Below are 19,611 nucleotides of genomic sequence, written 5' to 3'. Positions count from 1 at the left end.
CTCGGCGCGGGTACTTCGGAGAGCGGACGGCACCGGGGAAAGTGCCAGGGCTCGAACGGCGTGCGTGACGTGGAATCAGTCAGCGTTCGTTCACTTTAACGCGATCGGGCGCGGAATGCCAGCCGCGGCGGTCGCGGCCCGACCGGCGGGCGGCTACAGCCGATAGGCGACGGCCTTCATCAGCCGCGAGGCGGCGGCCATCACCGTGGGGATCGGCGGCGGCAGGCGCCGCGCGCCGGCCTGCTCGGCATGCTCGGCGTGGCGGGCCTCGTCGGCCTTCATCACCGTCAGCACGTCGCGGCTGCGCAGGTCCGCCGGCGGCAGGGTCTGCAGGTGCTCGTCCAGGTGCGCCTCGACCTGGCGCTCGGTCTCGACCACGAAGCCCAGGTTCCAGCCGTCGCCGCGCAGCCCGGCCAGGGTGCCGATCGCGTAGCTGCCGGCGTACCACAGCGGATTGAACAGGCTGGGGCGGCTGTCCAGCTCGCGCAGCCGCGCCGCGCACCAGGCCAGGTGGTCGGTCTCTTCCTGCGCCGCCTCCAGCAGGTGCGCACGGGTGGCTGGATCGCGCGCGACCGCGGCCTGGCCGAAGTACAGGCCCTGCGCGCAGACCTCGCCGACGTGGTTAATGCGCATCAGGCCGGCGGCATGGCGGCGTTCGTCCGGCGCCAGGACCACGTCGGCGGTGGCCGCGGCGGGATAGGGGCGCTGCGCCGGCGGATCGCCGAACACGGTCTCCAGCGCGCGCTGGGCCTCGACCAGGGCGCGATCGAGCGGGGAGTGCTGGCGGCTGGCGGTCATGGGGAAGCCCGGAAGCGGTGGGGACCTGGATTTTCGCCCCCGGCCGGCGCACTGCCAAGCGCGCCGCCTGTCCCGTGGCCGCCCGCCATGGGTGGACTTGCGCGCCGCGGCCGGGCCACGTAGAATTTCGCCTCTTGCGTTTTTGCAATTCACAACGCGTGGCAAAGTTCCGGCCGTTCGCTGCAGGAATCCGCCCGACCAACCGAGTCTTATAATGAGCACCTTCACTGCTAAGTCCGAGACCGTCCAGCGCGACTGGTATCTCGTCGACGCCGCCGGCAAAACGCTGGGCCGGCTTTCCACCGAACTGGCCCGCCGCCTGCGCGGCAAGCACAAGCCGGTCTACACCCCGCACGTCGATACCGGCGATTACCTGGTGGTGATCAACGCCGAGAAGATCGTCGTCACCGGCAACAAGCTCAAGGACAAGAAGTACCACCGCTTCACCGGCTACATCGGCAACCTGAAGACCGAGAGCCTGGAGCAGGCGCTGGAGCGCCACCCGGAGCGCGTGATCGAGATCGCGGTCAAGGGCATGCTGCCCAAGGGTCCGCTGGGCCGCGCGATGTACCGCAAGCTCAAGGTCTATTCCGGTGCGGAGCATCCGCACGCCGCTCAGCAGCCGCAGGTTCTGGATATCTAATCATGGCGATTTCGCAAAACTACGGCACTGGCCGCCGCAAGTCCTCCACTGCCCGCGTGTTCCTGCGCAAGGGCACCGGCAACATCTCCGTCAACGGCCGTCCGCTGGACGAGTTCTTCGGCCGCGAGACCGCGCGCATGATCGTGCGCCAGCCGCTGGAGCTGACCAAGAACACCGAGAGCTTCGACATCGTGGTCACCGCCACCGGCGGCGGCACCACCGGCCAGGCCGGTGCGATCCGTCTGGGCATCGCCCGTGCGCTGGTCGAGTACGACGAAACCCTGAAGACCGAGCTGCGCAAGGCCGGCTTCATGACCCGCGACGCCCGCGAAGTCGAGCGTAAGAAGGTCGGTCTGCACAAGGCCCGTCGCGCCACCCAGTTCTCCAAGCGCTGATCCATCGCGCCTGGCGTGGGTTCCCTCGGGAACCCGCTGGGACCAAGCAAAAGCCCGGCTTCGGCCGGGCTTTTGTCGTTCTGGGTTTGCGGCTTCTGCCGAAAGCATGTGCGCGCCGCCGCCGGGTTGGTGTGATGGATTTGCGCGCGGTTTCGGGCGATTACCCGTCTGGCCTTGAAGACCCGGTGTCGTCGCAAGTGATTCATGCCTGCGGAGTTCCATGTCTTCATAGCCATGCGCGCGTGTGTCCCGTCGGCATGGGTCGAGTGAGTTCGTTTTCCGTCAGCGCCCGCATCGGCGGATCGAATTCCATCTGGTGGAATAGCCCCCTTGGAGTCCAAGGGGGCGCGCCGACAGGCGCGGGGATGTGGAGGCGGCAGGCCGGGGCCCGCACCTTGCGTAGCGAGGTGTGGGGCGCAGGCGCGTAGCGCCTGCGCGAACCCGCAGCCAAACACACAAAAAGGCCGATCTTTCGATCGGCCTTTTTTGTGTGTTTGGCTGCCCCGGATGGATTCGAACCACCGAATGCCTGAGTCAGAGTCAGGTGCCTTACCGCTTGGCGACGGGGCAATGTGGACTGCAAGTATCGCACGCCTTGGGCGTACACACCATGGTGGCTATGGGTGGACTCGAACCACCGACCCCAGCATTATGAGTGCTGTGCTCTAACCGGCTGAGCTACATAGCCCTGGTGAACCGCCAATTCTTATGGAGAAGCGGGCGCCTGTCAACGGGTTTCTGCGCAGCTTGTGGCCTGGCCACAGCCATGGCAGAGTCGGAGCCAGTAGATTTTTCAGGAGTCCGCATCGTGATCGATCCGGACGGCTATCGACCGAACGTAGGCATCGTGCTGATGCGGCCGGATGGTCAGGTGTTCTGGGCACGCCGCGTGCGCCGGGATGGCTGGCAGTTCCCGCAAGGTGGCATGAACACCGACGAGACCCCGGTGGAGGCCATGTACCGCGAGTTGCGCGAAGAAACCGGGCTGTTGCCCGAGCATGTGGAAGTGCTCGGTGCCACCCCCGGTTGGCTGCGCTATCGCCTGCCCAGCCGCGCCATCCGCCGCAACGAGCGCCAGGTCTGCATCGGCCAGAAGCAGGTCTGGTTCCTGCTGCGGATGCAGTGCGACGAAAGCCAGCTGAACCTGGAACTGACCGAGACGCCGGAGTTCGACCACTGGCGCTGGGTCGATTTCTGGTACCCGGTGGAGCATGTCGTGCTGTTCAAGCGCGGGGTCTACGCGCGGGCGCTGCGTCACCTGGCGCCGCTGGCGCAGACCATCGCCGGCGCCGGCATCCGTGCCATGCCGGCCCTGGCCCAGGAGGCCTGGCTGCCGGGCAACACCGCCGGCCACGAGCGGCCGCGCAAGCGCCCGCGCAAGCGTGGCGGGCCCTGGGCGGCGCGGATTAATAATGATTAACAGGCGGAATTGACAACCATTCTCACTTTGGCTTGAATGGGCGCCAGGCGCAGTCCGCGCCGTCCGCCGCCAAGCCCGCCGTGTACGTCTGCATCTGCAATGGGGTCACCGATCGCCAGATCCGCGAAGCCGTCGAAGCCGGCTGCCGCAGCGTGTCCGAGCTGACGATGCGCACCGGCTGCGGCGCCACCTGCGGCTCCTGCCTGGACATGGCCGGCGAGGTGCTGGAGCGCGCGCTGAGCCGCGAACTGCCGTTGCCGGTGCTGGGCGGCCTGGCCCGCGCCGCCTGAGTCCGTCCGCCGCGCTGCGGCGCGGGATGATCACGATTCGCGTTCCTTCACGCCGCGCCGCGATTCGCTAGAGTCTGCGCTTTCCGGATCTACGCGAGCGACACCATGAAGGGCGACAGCAAAGTCATCGAGTTCCTCAACAAGGTCCTCTACAACGAGCTGACCGCGATCAACCAGTACTTCCTGCACGCCAAGATGCTGAAGAACTGGGGCCTGAAGGAACTGGCCGAGCATGAGTACAAGGAATCCATCGACGAGATGAAGCACGCCGACAAGCTGGCGGACCGCATCCTGTTCCTCGAGGGGCTTCCCAACTTCCAGGCGCTGGGCAAGCTGCGCATCGGCGAGAACCCGAAGGAAATCCTCGAGTGCGACCTGGCGCTGGAGCGGGAGGGCACCGTCACCCTGCGCGACGGCATCGCCTACGCCGAGTCGATCCAGGACTACGTCAGCCGCCAGTTGCTGGCCGACATCCTGGAGTCGGAGGAAGAGCACATCGACTGGCTGGAAACCCAGCTCGACCTGATCGAGCGCATCGGCGAGCCGAACTACCTGCTGACCAAGCTCGACGACTGAACCGTCGGCGCAGGGCACCGCGGCGCTGGCCTGTGCGGGCGCCGCGATAGGGCGTGTTCGTTGCTGCACGCCAGGCGATGCGTCGGCTCTGGCCGTGTTCGTGCAGGAGCGGCTTCAGCCGCGACGCGTGGCAATGAAAGGTCGCCGCGGATTCCGAAGGAAAACAAGAGCGGTTCGTGTGCGGGCAAGCGAGCGAACGGAGTCGTGCGCGTCGCGCCAGGTGAGCGCCGTCCTTGGCGGGATGGGCCGCGAACGCATGGGCGTGGCGCCATCGAATCCCAGAACGCCTCAGGGCGCGCTGTGTTCGGCGGCATCGCGCACGCTGGCGCGGTAGCCGTTCAGCGCCAGGCGCGCGCGCGCGAACTCGGCGATCACCAGGGCCACCGCGACCACGGGATGGTCCAGGGTGCCGCTGCGCACGTCCGACTCGATGCGCAAGGCCGCCGTCGACAACGCCAGCGCGCCGAGGTTGGCGGCCGAAGACTTCAGGGTGTGCGCGGCCTCGCGTATCTCGTCGGTCTGCGCCGTGGCCGCGGCCTGCTCCAGGCGCTGGAGCAACAGCGGCGCATCGGCCAGAAACAACTCGACGATCTGGATCACGCTGGCCGCGCCGATGAACTCGCGCAGTTCGTCCAGCACCGCGATGTCCAACACCGGCGCCGGCACTGTCGATGAAGGCTCCAGATCGTCTGCCTCTGGCGAGGCGAGCGCCGTGGTCGACGTCGCGGTGGCGCCGGGCGATGCGACGCTCTGCTCCAGGGCGGGCGCTGCGGGTGGGGCTTGGCGTGCGTCGTGATCGGGCGATGGCATCGAGGCGGTCGAGGGTGTGGGGGCGCTGGACGACGCGGCGGCTGCGGTGTCGTCCGGAGTGTGCAGGTCGGCGTAGTGGGTGGCCTGCGGTTCGACGTGCGCCGCGTGGGCGAACGCGTCCACCGTCGGTCCGTGTGCGATGGCCGTCGCCGCGTCCGCCGCCGGATGCGCGAACGCCGCGGGTGCGACCGCCGCGCTGGCCGGCAGGGCCGCCGGCTGCGGCGGCAGCCAGCGTTGCAGGCAGGCCTCCAGCCGCGCGCGGTCGATCGGCTTGGACAGGTAATCGTCCATGCCGGCATCGAGGCAGCGCTGGCGGTCGCCGGCCATCGCGTTGGCGGTCATCGCCACGATCGGCAGGCGTGGGCGGGCCGCCTCGGCCTCGCGCTGGCGCCACTGCCGCGTGGCGGCGTAGCCGTCCAGCACCGGCATCTGGCAATCCATCATCACCAGGTCGTACGGCTGTTGCTGCAGCTGCGCCAGCGCCGCGGCGCCGTCCTCGGCGCTGTCGGCGTGGTGGCCGAGCGATTCCAGCAACCGCCGCGCCACCATCAGGTTGACCGGATTGTCCTCGACCAGCAGCAGCCGATAGCCGCTGCGCGGCGGTGGGACGTCGGCCACGGCGGTCGCCGCGTCCGCGGTGCGGATCGGCGCGGGGGGAGCCACGGCGTCCAGTGCGAAGGCGTCGTGGTAGATCTCCTCCGCGTTGTCGATGCCGTCGCCAGCGGCCTCGCTGGCCAGGCTCGGGGTCGCCGGCGCCAAGGCCAGCATGCTGCGCAGGTCGATGTCGGCGGCCTGCCGCGGGAGCAGCGCGCCATGCGCGCGGATTTCCTCGGGAATGTCCGCTTCGCCGTACAGCCAGATCAGCCGCGTGGTCTGCGGCGCCGGCAGCCGCGCCACCGCACGCTGCAGGGCGCGCGCGCTCTGGCGCAGGCCGTCCAGGTCGCCGATCACCAGGTCGTAGGTCGGGTGCACGCTGCTGCCGTTGCTGCTGCCGCGCAGCCGTTCCAGCGCCTCCTGGGTCGAATCGACCTTGCTCATCTGCACGCCCCAGTTCGGCAGCAGCACGCCCAGGCGCCGCTGCAGGCGCGGGTCGGCGCCGACCAGCAGCGCATGCAGCTGCGGCAGGCCGCCCGGGGTCTGTCGCAGGTCGCCGATCACCTTCAGCAGCGGGATCTCGAACCAGAACGTGGCGCCCTGGCCCTGCCGCGACGCGAGGCCGATGCGGCCGCCCATCAGTTCGACGATGCGCTTGCAGATGGTCAGGCCCAGCCCGGTGCCGCCGTACAGGCGGGTGGTGGAAGCGTCGGCTTGCGTGAACGCCTGGAACAGGTGTTCCTGGCGCTCGGCGCTGATGCCGATGCCGGTATCGCGTACTTCGAAGCGCAGCAGGTGCTGCGCCGGGGTCTCGCCGAGCCGGCGCACGCTCAGGTCGATGCCGCCGCGCGCGGTGAACTTGACCGCGTTGCCGAGCAGGTTGCTCAGCACCTGGCGCAGGCGCACCGGATCGCCGCGCACCGGCAGGCGTACCGCCGGGTCCAGCTGCAGCGCCATGCGCAGGCCCTTGGCCTCGGCCGCGCGCTGCATCAGCTCCAGCACGCCGTCGAGCAGTTCGCGCAGGTTGAAGGTGGTGATCTCCAGCTCCAGCCGGTTCGCTTCCAGCTTGGAGTAGTCGAGGATGTCGTCGACGATGCGCAACAACTGCAGCGAGGACGTGCTGGCCGCGCGCAGCATCTCGCGCTGGTCCAGGCCGAGCGGGCCGCGCCCGATCAGCTCCAGCATCGGGATGATGCCGTTGAGCGGGGTGCGGATCTCGTGGCTCATCGTCGCCAGGAACTCGCCCTTGGCCAGTACCGCGGCCTCGGCGGCCTGCTTGGCCTGCAGCAACTCCTGTTCCAGCCGTTCGCGCGCGTGCACGTCGTGCTGCAGCGCGTTGCGTTCGGACTCGGCCAGCGCCGCGCGCGCCAGCGCCGCATCCAGGCGTTCGATCTGCTGCCGCGCGCGGCAGCCGGCGAGGGTGGCCAGCGCGGCGGCAGCGGCCATGCACAGCGGCGCCAGCCAGTTCCACGGCGGCGGCAAGAGCAGCGCCAGCGGCGGCAGCGCCAGCAGGGTGCCGGCGACGGCGAGTGCCGCGGCGAACGCCGCCGGCCGCGGAACGGGCCGGCGTCGACGGACGGACATGGCTAGAGCACCGCGTTCTGGAAGTCGAAGTTCAGCTGGTCGCCGACCGACTGCACCAGGTTGCCCTGGATGAAGTCGACCCCGCCCATCCACATCGCGGCCGCCGCCTGCGCCTGTTCGATCTGCTGGCCGATGATCAGCAGGCCGGCGCGGTGCGCCAGATCGATGGTGGCGCGCAACTGGTCGCGCAGATCGGGATCGGCATGCGCGCCGGCGAAGCGCGCCGACAGGCGCAGATAGCCCAGCGGCAAATGCGCGAGCAGCGCTTCGGCCTCGGCGCCCGGTTCGAACTGGCTGATGCAGAACTGCACGCCCAGCGGCATCAGCCGCGCGCAGAACTGCTGCAGCGTGGCGGTATGGACCAACGCATCGTCCAGGCGCAGGTCGATCACCAGCGAGGTGCCGGTGACGCCGCGGCGGCCGATGGTGTCGATCAGCCATTCGGCGAAGGCGGTGCGCGCCAGCGTGCGCGAGGACTGCGAGACGAACAGGCGCAGCGGCGGGGTGGCGTGCTGGTACAGATGCAGCAGGCCCAGCGCGTGGTCCAGCACCTGCTGGTCGAGGTCGGCGATGCGTCCGATGGCCTCGGCGGCCGGCAGCACCTGGCCGGCCGAGAGCAGGCTGCCGTCGCGCTGGCGCAGGCGCAGCAGTACCTGGTACTGGGCGATGTCGCCGCCGGCGACGGCGACGATCGGCTGGTAGGCCGGTTCCAGTTGCCCTTCCAGCATCGCGATGCGCTGCAGGTCCTCCTCTACGCGCGGCGGCACGTAGGCGGCGATGCCCTGCGGCTGCAGCCGCGCCTGCAGCGCGGTGCGTTCGACCGCTTCCAGGGCGCTGCCGGCATCCTCGAAGCCATGGCCGAAGTCGGCATAGCCGATCGCGCAGCGCAGGTGCAGCGCCTCGTCCTCGCGCAGCGGGAAGGCGTGGCCGGACAGGGTGTCGCGCAGGCCCTGCGCGCGTTGCCGCTGCGCGTCGGCATCGCGGTCCTCGGCCAGCAGCAGGAAGCTATTGTCGTTGAGCCGCGCCAGCGGCTGCGACGCGGTGATGCCGGCCAGGCGGCGCCCGGCCTGCGCCATCAGCCGCTCGAACGCGGCGTAGCCGTAGCGTTCGCGCAGGCCGAGCGCGCTGGCGATCTCGATGAAGTACAGGCTGCCGCGGCGGTGCGTGCGCAGCGCCGTGTCCAGCAGCTGCAGCAGATGGGCGCGGGTCGGCAGGCCGGTCTCGGGATTGTTCAGCGGCACCGCCTCGGCGTGGCCCTGCTGCGCCTGCTGGCGGGCGCGGCGGATGCGGTTGGAGACCGCGGCGATCAGGTGCCGCGGCCGGATCGGCTTGGTCAGGAAATCGTCGGCGCCGCTGTCGAGCACTTCGTATTCCAGTTCCGGATCCGCGTCGCCGGACAGGAACACGATCGGCAGCAACTGGTGCTGCGGCTGCTGGCGGATCAGCGTGGTCAGGCGCATGCCGTCCAGTCCCGGCATGTGCAGGTCCATCAGGATCAGGTCCGGCCGGTAGTCGACGATGGCCTGCTGCACGCCTTCGGCCTGCATCTGCACCAGCGCATGCATGCCGGCGCCGTGCAGCACGCTCTGCGCGAACAGCGCCTGCGCACGATCGTCCTCGACGATCAGCACGCGGTAGGGCGCGGCCGCGGCCTGCGCGGCAGGATCGGAGCCGGCGTCGGCGACCACGAAGGCGGCCGCGCTGGCGTCGGCCGGGCCGTCGTCGTGGTCGGTGCTGGCCAGCGGCGTGGCGGCTGCCGTGGATTCGGCGGGCACGGGATCGGCCGCGCGGTCATCGGAGTCGACCTCGGCGGGCACCGCGCGCTCCGCGTCGCCGACCCAGCGGCGCCAGTAGTGCGGCGGCGGGGTCTCGGCGCGGACATGGCGCGCGCGCGGGTCCTCGCGATGGGAAAGCGGAGCGGCGTCGTTGGCGGGCATCGCGTCTGGTTCCTGGTGCGCGTCCAAATTATGCGATCAAGTTCGCGAAGGCTGCGTGCCTTGCGCCGCGGCGGTCGGAGCCGGCGCCAGCAGGCGGCGCATGCCGCGCCACAGCAGGCGCCAGGTCCACCACACCAGCAGCGCGCCGAGCACGCTCGCCGCCAGCACCACGGCCAGCGCCAACCATGGGTGCGCCAGGGCCAGGGCCAGCGCGGCGATCACCACCGAATCCTCGGCCAGCGAGGCGATCCAGTTGCTGGCCGGTTCCGGCGAGGTGTTGAGCAGGGCGCGGGTGCCGGCCTTGAGCACATGGCTGGTCAGCGCCACGCCGGCGCCGGTGGCCAGCGCGCCGGCGCCGAGCTGGCCGTCGGGCGAGAGCGTGGCCGCGGCCAGGAAGGCGCCGGCCGGAATCCGGGTCAGGGTCTGCAGCAGGTCCCAGACCGAGTCCACGCCGGGGATCTTGTCGGCGAAGAACTCCGCCAGCGCCAGCGCGCCGGAGGTGCCGAGCACCCACCACGACTGCGTGGCCTGCAGCGCCGGCGGCAGGTCCAGCCAGCCGAGCAGGCCGGCCAGGCCGACACCGAACACGGTCAGGTAGACGCGGATGCCGGCCAGCCAGGCCAGCAGGATGCCGATTACGAAGAGATGGGCGTCGGTCATGGCAGGCGCTCCTGCAACTGCACGGATGCCGGCCACTATCGGCCAAGCCCGCCACGAAGGCCAGCCCGCGGCGTGGGGCGTGGGATGCCGTGCAGTCCGGCACCGCTCAGGAGGGTGGCTTACACTAGGGCGTTCCAGCAAGCCGACCCGCGAGGATCGACGCCGGCGCCGCCTCGGTGGCGCGGTGGCACGCATGAACCGACCCGTTCCCCGTTTCCAGATCGTGCCCAATGGCGCCGCGCCCCGTCGTGGCCGCGGGCTGTGGCTGCTGCTCGCCGGGCTGTGGCTGTTGTCGCTGGCGCTGACCTGGTGGCTGGCCAGCCGCCAGGCCGCGCCGCGGCTCAGTGCGGTCAGCGCGCAGCTGCGCGATGCCGAACGCAACCTGCAGGCGCAGCAGCGCCAGATCGAGACGCTCAACCAGCGCCAGGCCACCCTGGCCCGCTCCGACCAGATCAGCCGCGCCGCCAACAACGAGGTGCAGAGTTCGCTGGCCGAGCGCGACGAGGAGATCGCCGGGCTGCGGGCCGACGTGGCGTTCTACGAGCGCCTGGTCGGCGCCACCAGCCAGCGCAAGGGCTTGAGCGTGCATTCGGTGGAGTTCTCCGCCGAGGCCGGCGGCACCTGGCGCTACAACGTGGTGCTGACCCAGAACCTCAACCGCGGGGCGATCAGTCAGGGCCAGCTGCGCCTGACCGTGGAGGGCGTGCGCGGCGGCAAGCTGACCAGCGTCGGCTGGGACGAACTGCACCAGAAGACCGGTGTGCCCGGGCAGGACTACTCGTTCCGCTACTTCCAGCAACTGGATGGCAGCGTGATCCTGCCCAAGGGCTTCACGCCGCAACGGGTGCGGGTGGTACTGAGCGGCGGCGGGACGCCGGTCAGCCAGACCTTCGATTGGACATTGGCCGGTAACGGCAAAGGGGAATAATCAGCCTATGTTTGGGAACAAGAACAGCCGCAGCAGCGGCCAGACCGTGGTCGACACGCTGATCGGCGCGCAGGTGGTGATCCGTGGCGACCTGGTGTTCAGCGGCGGGCTCTACGTGGAAGGGCGCATTCTCGGCAAGGTCGTGGCCGAGGACGGCGCGCCGGCCACGCTGACCCTGTCCGAGCACGGCAGCATCGAGGGCGAGGTGCGCGCGCCGGTGGTGATCATCAACGGCCAGCTGATCGGCGACGTGCACGCCGCCGAGCGGGTGGAACTGGCGCCGAAGGCGCGGGTGCAGGGCAACGTGCACTACCAGGTGGTGGAGATGAACGCCGGCGCGCAGCTGACCGGGCGCCTGATCCACGCCGGCAGCCTCGCCGCGCTGGCGCCGCCGGAAGCGCACCGCGAGCAGGCCGCCGGCGACGCCGAGCCGCCGCGCGCGCTCACCGCCGAGGCTTGATTCGGCCGCCCGCCGTCCCCATGCTGCTGGCATGAGCACTCTCGTTTCCCTGCCCGGCGCCGCGCCCACGCCCGACTACCAGTCGCTGGAGCGGCCGTTGAACTTCACCGCGGCCGCCGCGGCCAAGGTGCGCGAGCTGATCCGCGAGGAAGGCAACGACGCGCTGGCGCTGCGCGTCTACATCCAGGGCGGCGGCTGTTCCGGCTTCCAGTACGGCTTCGAGTTCGACGAGAACCGCGCCGAGGACGACCTGGCGGTGCAGACCGACCAGGTCACCCTGCTGGTCGACCCGCTCAGCCTGCAGTACCTGATGGGTGCGGAAGTGGACTACAGCGAGGGCCTGCACGGGGCGCAGTTCGTGATCCGCAATCCCAACGCCAAGACCACCTGCGGGTGCGGCAGCAGCTTCAGCGTGTAGACACGCTGCGGCTTGCGGGACGCACGGTTTGCCTGCACCCTGCGGCGCATGTCCGATCCGACGCCCGACTCCTTCGCCTTCGCCGGTCCCGCGATCGACCGTGCCGATGCCGTGCGCACCGATCCGGCCGCGCTGCGCCGGGCCTGGGAACAGGCCCAGGTGCTGGTGCTGGACGCCGACGGCCATGCGCATGCCGACGCCGACGGACGCCCGTTGATCGCCAGCGGCGCCGCGCTGGGCGCGCTGGCGGAGCGGGCGGTCTTCCTTGGCCTGGATCACGGCCAGGCCTGGTTCGCGCTGGCCGCCGACGCGCTGCCGCAGGCGCCGGCGCCGCCGCAGCGCATCGACCTGCGCCGCGCCGCCGCCGAGTGGCCGGCGTTGGAGGCGAGCCTGTTCGCCTACGCCCGCGCGATGCTGCACTGGCAGTCGCGTACCCGCTTCTGCGGCGTGTGCGGCGGCACCATCGCGCTGCAGCGCGGCGGTTTCCTCGGCGTCTGCACGCAATGCGCCAGCGAGCACTATCCGCGGGTGGATCCGGCGGTGATCGTCGCGGTCAGCGACGGCCGGCGCCTGCTGCTGGGGCGCCAGGCGAGCTGGCCGGCGCGGCGCTACTCGGTGATCGCCGGCTTCGTCGAGCCGGGCGAATCACTGGAACAGACGGTGGCGCGCGAGGTGGCCGAAGAAACCCAGGTGCGGGTGCGGCCCGGCAGCTGCCGCTACTACGGCGCGCAGCCGTGGCCGTTTCCCGGCGCGCTGATGCTCGGCTTCCGCGCGCAGGCGGAGGCGGACATCCCGCAGGTGGACGGCGAGCTGGAAGACACGCGCTGGTTCGAGCGCGAGGAGGTCGGCGCCGCGCTGGCGCGGCTGGCTGCGCACGGCGACAGCGCCGACGACGGCCACGGCCTGCGCCTGCCGCCGCGCATCTCCATCGCCCGCGCCCTGATCGAGGACTGGTACCGGCACGGCGCGCCGGCCTGACCGCGCCGGCGCATCGCGCGCATCCGTTTCAGAACGGTCCCGGAGGACCTGCATGTTCACGACCCTCGTCGCTGTGATCGTCGCCCTGGTGTTGGGCCATGTCGCGCCCGGCATGGTGGCCTCGTTGCGCCGCTTCGACGCCTTCGGCGACTGGCTGAGCTGGCTGGACACGCACGCCGGCGAGGGCAGCGCCTGGCGTGGCCGCTACGGCATCGCACTGGCGCTGCTGCCGCCGCTGCTGCTGGTCGGCCTGCTGCAGTGGCTGCTGGCGGCGCCGCACCTGGGCCTGCTGGTCCTGCTGTTCGGGATCGCGGTGCTGGCCTTCAGTTGGGGGCCGCGCGACCTGGATGCCGACGTGGAGGCGATCATCGACGCCGACGATGCCGCGGCGCGGCAGCTGGCGGTGGCGCAGCTGCAGGCCGACGGCGGGCCGCTGCGCGCCGATCCGGCCGGGCTGGTCGAGGCGGTGGCGGTCAGCGCGCTGCGGCGCTGGTTCGCGGTGCTGTTCTGGTTCCTGCTGCTGGGCCCGTTCGGTGCGCTGGGCTACCGGCTGCTGGCGCTGGCCGCGGTCGGTCCGTATGCGTCGCGGCTGCCGCCGGCGACCGCCGCCGGCGCGCGCCTGCTGCTGGCGGCAATGGAATGGCCGGTCGCGCACCTGATGACCTTCTCGCTGGCCCTGGTCGGCAATTTCGAGGCGGTGTTCGGCGCCTGGCGCGCCGCCGGCGGCACGCGTTGGCAGCTGGACACCGGCTTCCTCGGGCCGGTGGCCTGCGCCAGCGTGCGCGGCGAACTCGATGCCGAAGCGCACGACTACAGCGACGCGGGCATGGTGGTGCCGGCGCTGCGGCGCCTGCCCGAACTGCGCGATGCGATGAGCCAGGTCTGGCGGGTGCTGCTGCTGTGGCTGGTGCTGCTGGCGCTGCTGGTGATCGCCGGTTGGGTCAGCTGAGGCCGCTCTCGAGATCGGGGCACCTCTAGTAACCTACTTCTTCCCCGCACGACATTGTCGCGTAGGAGCGGCTGCAGCCGCGACGGGCTTGCCCGGGAACGTCCGTCGCGGCTGCAGCCGCTGCTACAGGACGCGTCCCGCAGTGATTAGAGGCGCCCATCAGCCGTGTGGGAAGGCGCGAGCCTGCTACCTGACACGACGAGGCGGATGCGGCAGGCCGGCTAGTGCGGCGCCAGCAGGGTGAACGGGAACCACGGCAGGTTGCGCGCGATCCAGTAGCCCGGCAGCGCGACCAGCCAGAAGTTCGGCCGCGACACCACGTTGATCACCGGTGCGAACCAGGCCGCGCGCCAGCCGGCCTTCCAGGCGACCAGGCCCGGCAGCAGCGCCAGGCCGAGCATCGCGCCGGGATTCATCGCGAAGGCGCCGACCGGGTCCAGGTGCACCAGCGCATGCAGGGCGCGGGTCATGCCGCAGCCCGGGCAGTAATAGCCGGTGAGCGCATGGAACATGCACGGCGCGAACGGGTTGTCCGCGGCATTGGGATCGAAATGGTACAACAGCGTGGCGCCGCCGGCCGCGAGTGCGGCGGCGGCGCCCAGGCACGCCCGCTGCTGCCAGGCGCGCATGCCGATCAGCTCGCGTGCTGGATCTGCTGCATGTAGTCCATGTAGCTCTGCATGCCGCCGGTGGCGAACATGACCACGTTGATCAGCAGGCCGATGATGGCCAGCACGGTGGTCACCCAGCACCAGGTCTTGGCGGTGTTGGAGGCGCGGCGCGCGCCCTCCAGGTCGCCCTGGTTGAGCAGGCCGTTGACCTTGCTGGAGAACACGATGGCGACGATGCCGGTGATCAGCGCCGGGCAGCACAGGCAGAAGCCGAGCACCGTGGAGATGATCGCCCACGCCAGGTGGTTGGGGATCGGGCCGGGCACGCCGGAGGCGGGGGCGGGCGGAGGCGTGACGGGGGTGACGGTGCTCATGGTGAATCTCCTGGAGGGTGGCGCGCGACAGTCGGTGAGTCTAGACGAGTCGTTGCCGCGTGCGGATGCGGCAGGCGATCAGTGCGGCGCGAGCAGGGTGAAGGGAAACCAGGGCAGGTTGCGCAGCAGCGCATAGCCGAGCAGCACCCACAGCCACAGCCGCGGGTCGGCGAGGATCTTCAGCAGCGGCGCCAGCGGGCGCAGGCGCAGGCCGGCGGCGTTGAGCGCCATGATCGCCAGCAGCGGCAGCGCCACCACCAGCAGGGGATTGCTGGCCCAGGCGTGGGCCAGGTCCAGATGCACCAGCGCGTGCAGGCAGCGGGTACTGCCGCAGCCGGGGCAGTACAGGCCGGTGAGGGCGCGGAACGGGCACCCCGGCAGCGGATTGCCGGGGACGTTGGGATCGACCCGGCGCAGCACCACAGTGGCCACCACCGCGCCGCCGCTCAGTGCGGCCAGCGGCAGCCAGCGGGGCAGGGACTGCAGGCGCGGCAGGGACATGGCAGGCAGGCGATCGCGTGTGACCGGCCGCCGTCGCAGGCGACGGCGGCCGTGGTCCTCAGGACACGGACGACTGCTGCATCATGCCCAGGCCGCCCAGGGCGAAGAGGAAGATCATGTACAGCACCATCAGCACCACGGCCGTGATCGCCGAGTAGATCGCCCACTTCTTGGCCTTGTCCGCCGAGTCGCGCGCGCCGGTCACGTCGCCCGCAGCGAGCTTGGTGTTGACCTGCGAGGCGTAGACTATGGACACGATGCCCAGCGGCAGACAGCAAAACAGCGTGGCCAGGATCGCCCAGACGAGGTTGCTGGACACTTGCGGTGCGGTGGTATTCATCCGTGTTGCTCCGTGGTTGGGTGGTGAAACGGGAAAGGCGCCAGGCTAGCTAGTGGCTGGTCAGGCTGCCGAGGAAGGCCAGGCCGCCGAACAGCAAAAACCACAGCGCCATCAGGACCGGCAGCGCGAACGCCGACCACATTGCCCACAGGCCGGCCTTGCGCGAGGCTTCGCGCGCACCGGCGATGTCGCCGGCGGCGCGGCGGCCATCCACCTGCGAGGCGTAGACGATGGAGACGATGCCTAGCGGCAGGCAGCAGAACAGCGTGGACAGGATCGCCCACACCAGGTTGTTGGGCACATAGACGCCCGTCGCGTTGGGCGCTGGTGGTGGTGCGACGTGATTCACTGCGCGTGCGGTCCTTCGTGATGGACGCCACCGCTTGTGGCGTCTCCCCTCAGGCTAATTTACCCCAAGTGCGCGCCCGCGGCACCTGCGCGCACTCAGGCGGCATCGCCGCGCAGCCGCCGCACCTGCGCTTCCAGGGTCTCGGCGCTGGCCTGGGCGCCGGCCACCGGCGTATCGGCGATCACCTCGATGTGGGCGCGAAAGCGCCGCGGCAGGCGCATGCGCCGCAGCCGCGAGTCGCGCTTGCTCCACATGCTGGTCCACATGTTGCGCAGCGCCATCGGCACCACCGGCACCGCGCGCCGCGCCAGGATCTTCTCCACGCCGGACTTGAACGCGGCGATCTCGCCGTCCTTGGTCAGCGCGCCCTCGGGGAAGATGCACACCAGTTCGCCCTCGGCCAGCGCGGTGTCGATGGCGTCGAACGCGCGCTGCATCAGCTCGGGATCCTCGCGCGCGCCGGCGATCGGGATCGCCTTGGCGGTGCGGAAGATCCAGCGCATCACCGGAATGTTGAAGATGCGGTAGTACATGACGAAGCGCACCGGCCGCGGAATCGCCGCGGCCAGCACCAGCGCGTCCATGTAGCTGACGTGGTTGCATACGATCAGCGCCGCGCCCTCCTCGGGCACATGGCGTTCGATCCCGTGCAGGCGCAGCCGGTACAGGGTGCGCACCATCACCCAGCTGAGGAAGCGCATCAGGAATTCGGGGACGATGCTGAAGATCCAGATCGCCACCAGCGCATTGGCGATGGCCAGCGCCAGGAATACCTGCGGGATGCTCAGCCCGGGCATCGGGATGCGCACACCGAACAGGTGCAGCTGCTGCATCTGCAGGGCGATGCCGATCATCGCCGCCAGCACGATGAACAGCGAGTTCTGGATGTTGAGCCCGGCGATGACGCGCGACAGTTCCGCCTTCGGCGTGCGGCTCTGGATCAGCGCGAACAGCGGCACCACGAACAGGCCGGTGCACAGGCCGATGCCGACCAGGTCGAGCATGATCCGCCAGCTGCCGGGCTGGCCCACGAACTGGCCGATGTCCAGGCCGGTGTGCGGCGCGGCGCCGGGGCGGGCGAAGTACAGGTCGAGCATGAAGGCGCTGATGCCGAACGCGCCCAGCGGCACCAGGCCGATTTCCACGGTACGCCCGGACAGCTTCTCGCACAGCAGCGAGCCGGTGCCGGTGCCGATCGAGAACAGCGCCAGGGCGAAGATGTACAGGTCCTGCGCGCCGCCCAGGTTGAGTTCGGCGTAGGTCGGCAACTGCGCGGTGAGCACGGTGCCGACGAACCAGAACCAGGACACGCCGAGCACCGCGTTGCGCACCGCCAGCTGGCGCCGGGTCAGGCGCATGATCGCCAGCGATTCGGGCAGCGGGTTCCAATTGATCTTCAGCTCGGGCGCGCCGGCATCGACCTTGGGAATGCAGCGCGCCACCAGGTTGCCGGTGACCGCCAGCGCCACCACCGCGGTGGCCGCGGCCACCGGTCCGTGGCTGCCGGCGATCTGGAAGATCAGCCCGCCCAGGATCATGCCGCACAGGATCGAGATCGAAGTGCCCATCTCGACCAGGCCGTTGCCGCCGGTCAGTTCCTCCGGCTTGAGCACCGACGGCAGGATCGAATACTTCACCGGCCCGAACAGGGTCGACTGCAGGCCGGTGCAGAACAGCGCCACCAGCAGCACCGCCATGTTCTCGGTCAGGAAGCCGACCGCGGCCAGCGACATGATCGCGATCTCCATCGTGGTGGTGATGACCACCAGCCGCGATTTCTCCAGCTTCTCGGCGATCTGCCCGGCCAGCGAGGAGAACAGGAAGTACGGCAGGATGAACAGCGCCGGCGCCAGGTTGGTGTACAGCGTGCGCTGTTCGGGGGTGACGCCGAGATAGAACAGCAGGCCGATGATCGCCTGCCGGTACACGTTGTCGTTGAACGCGCCCAGCGCCTGGACCACGAAGAACGGCAGAAAGCGGCGTTGCCGCAGCAGGGCGAACTGGCTGTGGGCGGACATGCAGGCTCCTTTGCGAACGCGCGCAGCCTAGCAGGTTCACCGCGCGCGCAGGCGCGGCGCGCGGCGGCCCGCTCCGGCGGCGCGCGCCGCGGTGTGCGGGGATTTGTGCTGCGCGCGCAGCAGGGCGATGAAGGCGCGCGCGGCCGGGGTCGGGTCCGGCCGCCACACCGCGTAAGTCAGGAAGCGGAAGCGCTCGCGCAGCGCCACCGTCGCCACGCCGTGCATGCCCGCGGCCATGGTCTGCGGCACCACCGCCAGGCCCAGGTCCTCGGCCACCAGTTGCCGCTGCAGGTCGGCATGGGTGACCTCGTACTGCAGGCGCTGGCGCAGGCCGGCGTCGGCGAAGGCGCGGTCGATGATGCCGCGCACGCCGGCGCCGGGGATCAGCCCGGCCATCGGCGCGTCCTCCAGCTCGCGCAGGGAGACCTCGCGGCACGCGGCGAAGCGGTTGCCCGGCGCGGCGATTAGCGCCAGCGGTTCCTCGTGCAGCAGCAGGTGCTGCGGCGGCAGCGCCACGTGCGGGCCGACGCCGATCAGGGCCACGTCGAGCCGGCCTTCGCCCAGCTCCAGCAGCAGCGCATCGCTCATGCCGGTGCGCAGGTGCACGTCCACCGCGCTGTGCGCCTCGCGGAAGCGGCGCAGCACCGCCGGTACCTGCACCGCGTTCAACGAGGAAATCTGCCCGATCTGCAGGCGGCCGCGCACCGTGCCCAGGGTCTGCGCCATCTCCTCCTGCAGGCGCTCGGCCGCGCGCAGGGTGGCCCGCGCGTTGTGCAGGAACACCTCGCCGGCGGCGGTGGCGCGCACCCGCCGCGCACCGCGCTCGAACAGGCGCGCGCCCAGTGCCTGTTCGATCTTGGCGATCTGGTGGCTCAGCGCCGACTGCACGGTGTGGCAGCGGCGCGCGGCTGCGGTGAAGCTGCCTTCCTCGGCGACGGCGACGGCGAATTCGAGCTGGCGCAGGGTCAGCATGGCGGTGCGCGGAGTGCGCCGCAGGCGCGCCGTGCGCTCGGTCGCGGTGCGCGACTCATGTTTGCCGCTCCAACCGCTTGCGCCATTGCTGGCGCAGCCACAGGCGGATGTTGTAGCGGCGCTTGCGGCTCATCCACGGGTAGCGCAGGGTCATGCCGAGCAGGCCGCGCAGCGTATCGAGCCGGTGCGCGCGCGCCGGCAGGACGTCGCAGCGCACCGAAATGCGGTCGCAGCCGGCATCGTGGGTGCGGTGGATGACGTCGGCGCGCATGATCAGCAGGTCGCCGACCGCGAGCTGCGGCACCACCTTGTGCGCCTCCAGGTCGACGCCGATCTTCCAACCGGGGCTGGCGTCGTGCAGGTCCTCGATCGCATACCAGTCGCCGATGGCGATGGCCTGGCCGGGAAAGCGCAGCTTGAACCAGTCCAGCGTGTCGGCCTCCACGCAGCGGAAGCGCAGCGCGCCGCGGCCCTGGATGCGCCGGTGCAGGTGCGGATCCAGGCGCGCGACCACGTCGTCGGCGACGATGGCCACGTTGGCCAGGCTGGCGTCGGGCTTGAGCACCGGCATGTAGCAGATCAGGTAGTTGCGGTGGTCGCCGTGCAGGAAGTAGCTGAAGTGGTCCAGGTGCCAGTTGAGCGCGCCGCCCGGGGCGGTCTTCGGATCGCGGTGCTGGTCGAACGGCAGGCGCAGGCTCGGCGCGGCATGGCTTTCGCGGATGCGGATGGCGCAGTAGCCGAAGCGGTCGGGGGCGATCGCCAGGCTCATGGCCGCGGCGACCGGCGGCACCGTGGCGGCGATGCGCGCCTGGATCCGGCGCATGTCCGCCGCCGGCAGGTCGCCGATCACGCCGTCGTGGAACTTCTCGGCGCCTTCCAGGAAGCGCAGCAGGCTGTCGGGAATGTCGCCTTCGGCCAGGAAGCCGCGGACCACGGCATACCCTTGCTGGCGCAGCGCGTCGGCGATGTCGGTGCTGAGCATGGTGGCGCGTTCCCCCCGGACGTG

Annotated in this window: 22 protein-coding genes and 2 tRNA genes; 10 read left to right on the top strand and 14 right to left on the bottom strand. The window is 70.5% G+C overall.

Features of this window, described 5'->3' with window-relative positions; genetic code table 11:
* Window positions 1-153: 153 nt before the first annotated feature.
* Complete coding sequence (coq7, locus tag NKJ47_RS20060; protein ID WP_017913963.1) at window positions 154-798, bottom strand: 2-polyprenyl-3-methyl-6-methoxy-1,4-benzoquinone monooxygenase; 645 nt, start codon at window positions 796-798, stop codon at window positions 154-156.
* Window positions 799-1,012: 214 nt separating this feature from the next.
* Between coq7 and rplM the strand changes: the two genes are divergently transcribed.
* Window positions 1,013-1,441 (top strand): 50S ribosomal protein L13, encoded by a 429-nt coding sequence (gene rplM, locus NKJ47_RS20055; protein WP_010341420.1) that lies wholly within the window; start codon window positions 1,013-1,015, stop codon window positions 1,439-1,441.
* Window positions 1,442-1,443: 2 nt separating this feature from the next.
* Complete coding sequence (rpsI, locus tag NKJ47_RS20050) at window positions 1,444-1,836, top strand: 30S ribosomal protein S9 (RefSeq protein WP_254459468.1); 393 nt, start codon at window positions 1,444-1,446, stop codon at window positions 1,834-1,836.
* A 495-nt stretch (window positions 1,837-2,331) separates the two neighbouring features.
* Here rpsI and NKJ47_RS20045 read toward each other — a convergent pair.
* Window positions 2,332-2,406: transfer RNA gene (locus tag NKJ47_RS20045), tRNA-Gln, on the bottom strand.
* A gap of 41 nt (window positions 2,407-2,447) precedes the next feature.
* Window positions 2,448-2,524 (bottom strand) — tRNA-Met (locus NKJ47_RS20040).
* 120 nt (window positions 2,525-2,644) lie between these two features.
* Between NKJ47_RS20040 and NKJ47_RS20035 the strand changes: the two genes are divergently transcribed.
* The 3 genes from NKJ47_RS20035 to bfr all read left to right on the top strand — a co-directional run bounded on the left by NKJ47_RS20035 (window position 2,645) and on the right by bfr (window position 4,122).
* Window positions 2,645-3,256 carry an RNA pyrophosphohydrolase gene (locus NKJ47_RS20035; protein ID WP_254459467.1) on the top strand — a complete coding sequence of 204 codons (612 nt, stop codon included), beginning with the start codon at window positions 2,645-2,647 and terminating at the stop codon, window positions 3,254-3,256.
* Window positions 3,257-3,336: 80 nt separating this feature from the next.
* Entirely contained in the window at window positions 3,337-3,546 is a 210-nt protein-coding gene (locus NKJ47_RS20030) for a (2Fe-2S)-binding protein (protein WP_254461483.1), read from the top strand.
* Window positions 3,547-3,651: 105 nt separating this feature from the next.
* Window positions 3,652-4,122 carry a bacterioferritin gene (gene bfr / locus NKJ47_RS20025; RefSeq protein WP_160946133.1) on the top strand — a complete coding sequence of 157 codons (471 nt, stop codon included), beginning with the start codon at window positions 3,652-3,654 and terminating at the stop codon, window positions 4,120-4,122.
* A 288-nt stretch (window positions 4,123-4,410) separates the two neighbouring features.
* Here bfr and NKJ47_RS20020 read toward each other — a convergent pair whose 3' ends face one another.
* Genes NKJ47_RS20020 through NKJ47_RS20010 form a run of 3 tightly spaced genes read right to left on the bottom strand, consistent with a single transcriptional unit; the run spans window position 4,411 to window position 9,707 of the window.
* Window positions 4,411-7,110: a hybrid sensor histidine kinase/response regulator gene (locus NKJ47_RS20020; protein ID WP_254459466.1), complete on the bottom strand. Its 2,700-nt coding sequence runs from the start codon at window positions 7,108-7,110 to the stop codon at window positions 4,411-4,413.
* Window positions 7,111-7,112: 2 nt separating this feature from the next.
* Entirely contained in the window at window positions 7,113-9,047 is a 1,935-nt protein-coding gene (locus NKJ47_RS20015) for an EAL domain-containing protein (protein WP_254459465.1), read from the bottom strand.
* Window positions 9,048-9,083: 36 nt separating this feature from the next.
* A complete protein-coding gene (locus NKJ47_RS20010; RefSeq protein ID WP_254459464.1) occupies window positions 9,084-9,707 on the bottom strand; it encodes a DUF4126 domain-containing protein in 624 nt (207 codons plus the stop codon).
* A 193-nt stretch (window positions 9,708-9,900) separates the two neighbouring features.
* Here NKJ47_RS20010 and NKJ47_RS20005 point away from each other — a divergent pair, with 193 nt between their 5' ends.
* The 5 genes from NKJ47_RS20005 to NKJ47_RS19985 are packed head-to-tail and all read left to right on the top strand — an operon-like array spanning window position 9,901 to window position 13,440.
* A complete protein-coding gene (locus NKJ47_RS20005; RefSeq protein WP_254459463.1) occupies window positions 9,901-10,635 on the top strand; it encodes a DUF6776 family protein in 735 nt (244 codons plus the stop codon).
* Window positions 10,636-10,642: 7 nt separating this feature from the next.
* The gene (locus tag NKJ47_RS20000; protein ID WP_254459462.1) at window positions 10,643-11,095 is read left to right on the top strand and encodes a bactofilin family protein; all 453 of its coding nucleotides are present in this window, start codon (window positions 10,643-10,645) and stop codon (window positions 11,093-11,095) included.
* A 31-nt stretch (window positions 11,096-11,126) separates the two neighbouring features.
* Complete coding sequence (gene erpA / locus NKJ47_RS19995) at window positions 11,127-11,513, top strand: iron-sulfur cluster insertion protein ErpA (protein WP_160966449.1); 387 nt, start codon at window positions 11,127-11,129, stop codon at window positions 11,511-11,513.
* Between the two features lie 48 nt (window positions 11,514-11,561).
* Window positions 11,562-12,491, top strand: coding sequence for an NAD(+) diphosphatase (gene nudC / locus NKJ47_RS19990; protein ID WP_254459461.1), 930 nt, complete (start codon window positions 11,562-11,564; stop codon window positions 12,489-12,491).
* A 52-nt stretch (window positions 12,492-12,543) separates the two neighbouring features.
* Window positions 12,544-13,440, top strand: coding sequence for a hypothetical protein (locus NKJ47_RS19985; protein ID WP_254459460.1), 897 nt, complete (start codon window positions 12,544-12,546; stop codon window positions 13,438-13,440).
* Between the two features lie 221 nt (window positions 13,441-13,661).
* Here NKJ47_RS19985 and NKJ47_RS19980 read toward each other — a convergent pair whose 3' ends face one another.
* The 8 genes from NKJ47_RS19980 to NKJ47_RS19945 all read right to left on the bottom strand — a co-directional run bounded on the left by NKJ47_RS19980 (window position 13,662) and on the right by NKJ47_RS19945 (window position 19,587).
* Complete coding sequence (locus NKJ47_RS19980) at window positions 13,662-14,069, bottom strand: DUF2752 domain-containing protein (RefSeq protein ID WP_254459459.1); 408 nt, start codon at window positions 14,067-14,069, stop codon at window positions 13,662-13,664.
* A 5-nt stretch (window positions 14,070-14,074) separates the two neighbouring features.
* Entirely contained in the window at window positions 14,075-14,425 is a 351-nt protein-coding gene (locus tag NKJ47_RS19975; RefSeq protein ID WP_254459458.1) for a CD225/dispanin family protein, read from the bottom strand.
* A gap of 78 nt (window positions 14,426-14,503) precedes the next feature.
* The gene (locus tag NKJ47_RS19970; RefSeq protein WP_254459457.1) at window positions 14,504-14,926 is read right to left on the bottom strand and encodes a DUF2752 domain-containing protein; all 423 of its coding nucleotides are present in this window, start codon (window positions 14,924-14,926) and stop codon (window positions 14,504-14,506) included.
* 58 nt (window positions 14,927-14,984) lie between these two features.
* Window positions 14,985-15,266 carry a CD225/dispanin family protein gene (locus NKJ47_RS19965; protein WP_254459456.1) on the bottom strand — a complete coding sequence of 94 codons (282 nt, stop codon included), beginning with the start codon at window positions 15,264-15,266 and terminating at the stop codon, window positions 14,985-14,987.
* A 49-nt stretch (window positions 15,267-15,315) separates the two neighbouring features.
* Window positions 15,316-15,615, bottom strand: a complete 300-nt coding sequence (locus NKJ47_RS19960; RefSeq protein WP_254459455.1) for a CD225/dispanin family protein — start codon at window positions 15,613-15,615, stop codon at window positions 15,316-15,318.
* A gap of 95 nt (window positions 15,616-15,710) precedes the next feature.
* On the bottom strand, window positions 15,711-17,633 hold the full coding sequence (locus NKJ47_RS19955) for an MFS transporter (RefSeq protein WP_254459454.1): 1,923 nt from the start codon (window positions 17,631-17,633) through the stop codon (window positions 15,711-15,713).
* A 36-nt stretch (window positions 17,634-17,669) separates the two neighbouring features.
* Window positions 17,670-18,605, bottom strand: coding sequence for a LysR family transcriptional regulator (locus NKJ47_RS19950; RefSeq protein ID WP_254459453.1), 936 nt, complete (start codon window positions 18,603-18,605; stop codon window positions 17,670-17,672).
* Between the two features lie 55 nt (window positions 18,606-18,660).
* Entirely contained in the window at window positions 18,661-19,587 is a 927-nt protein-coding gene (locus NKJ47_RS19945) for a hypothetical protein (protein WP_254459452.1), read from the bottom strand.
* Window positions 19,588-19,611 lie beyond the last annotated feature (24 nt).

Origin of the sequence: Xanthomonas sacchari (genome assembly GCF_024266585.1) — a bacterium.
Lineage (GTDB): Bacteria > Pseudomonadota > Gammaproteobacteria > Xanthomonadales > Xanthomonadaceae > Xanthomonas_A > Xanthomonas_A sacchari_C.
The sequence above is the reverse complement of the archived record's forward strand: the minus strand, read 5'-3'. Positions and strand labels throughout refer to the sequence as shown.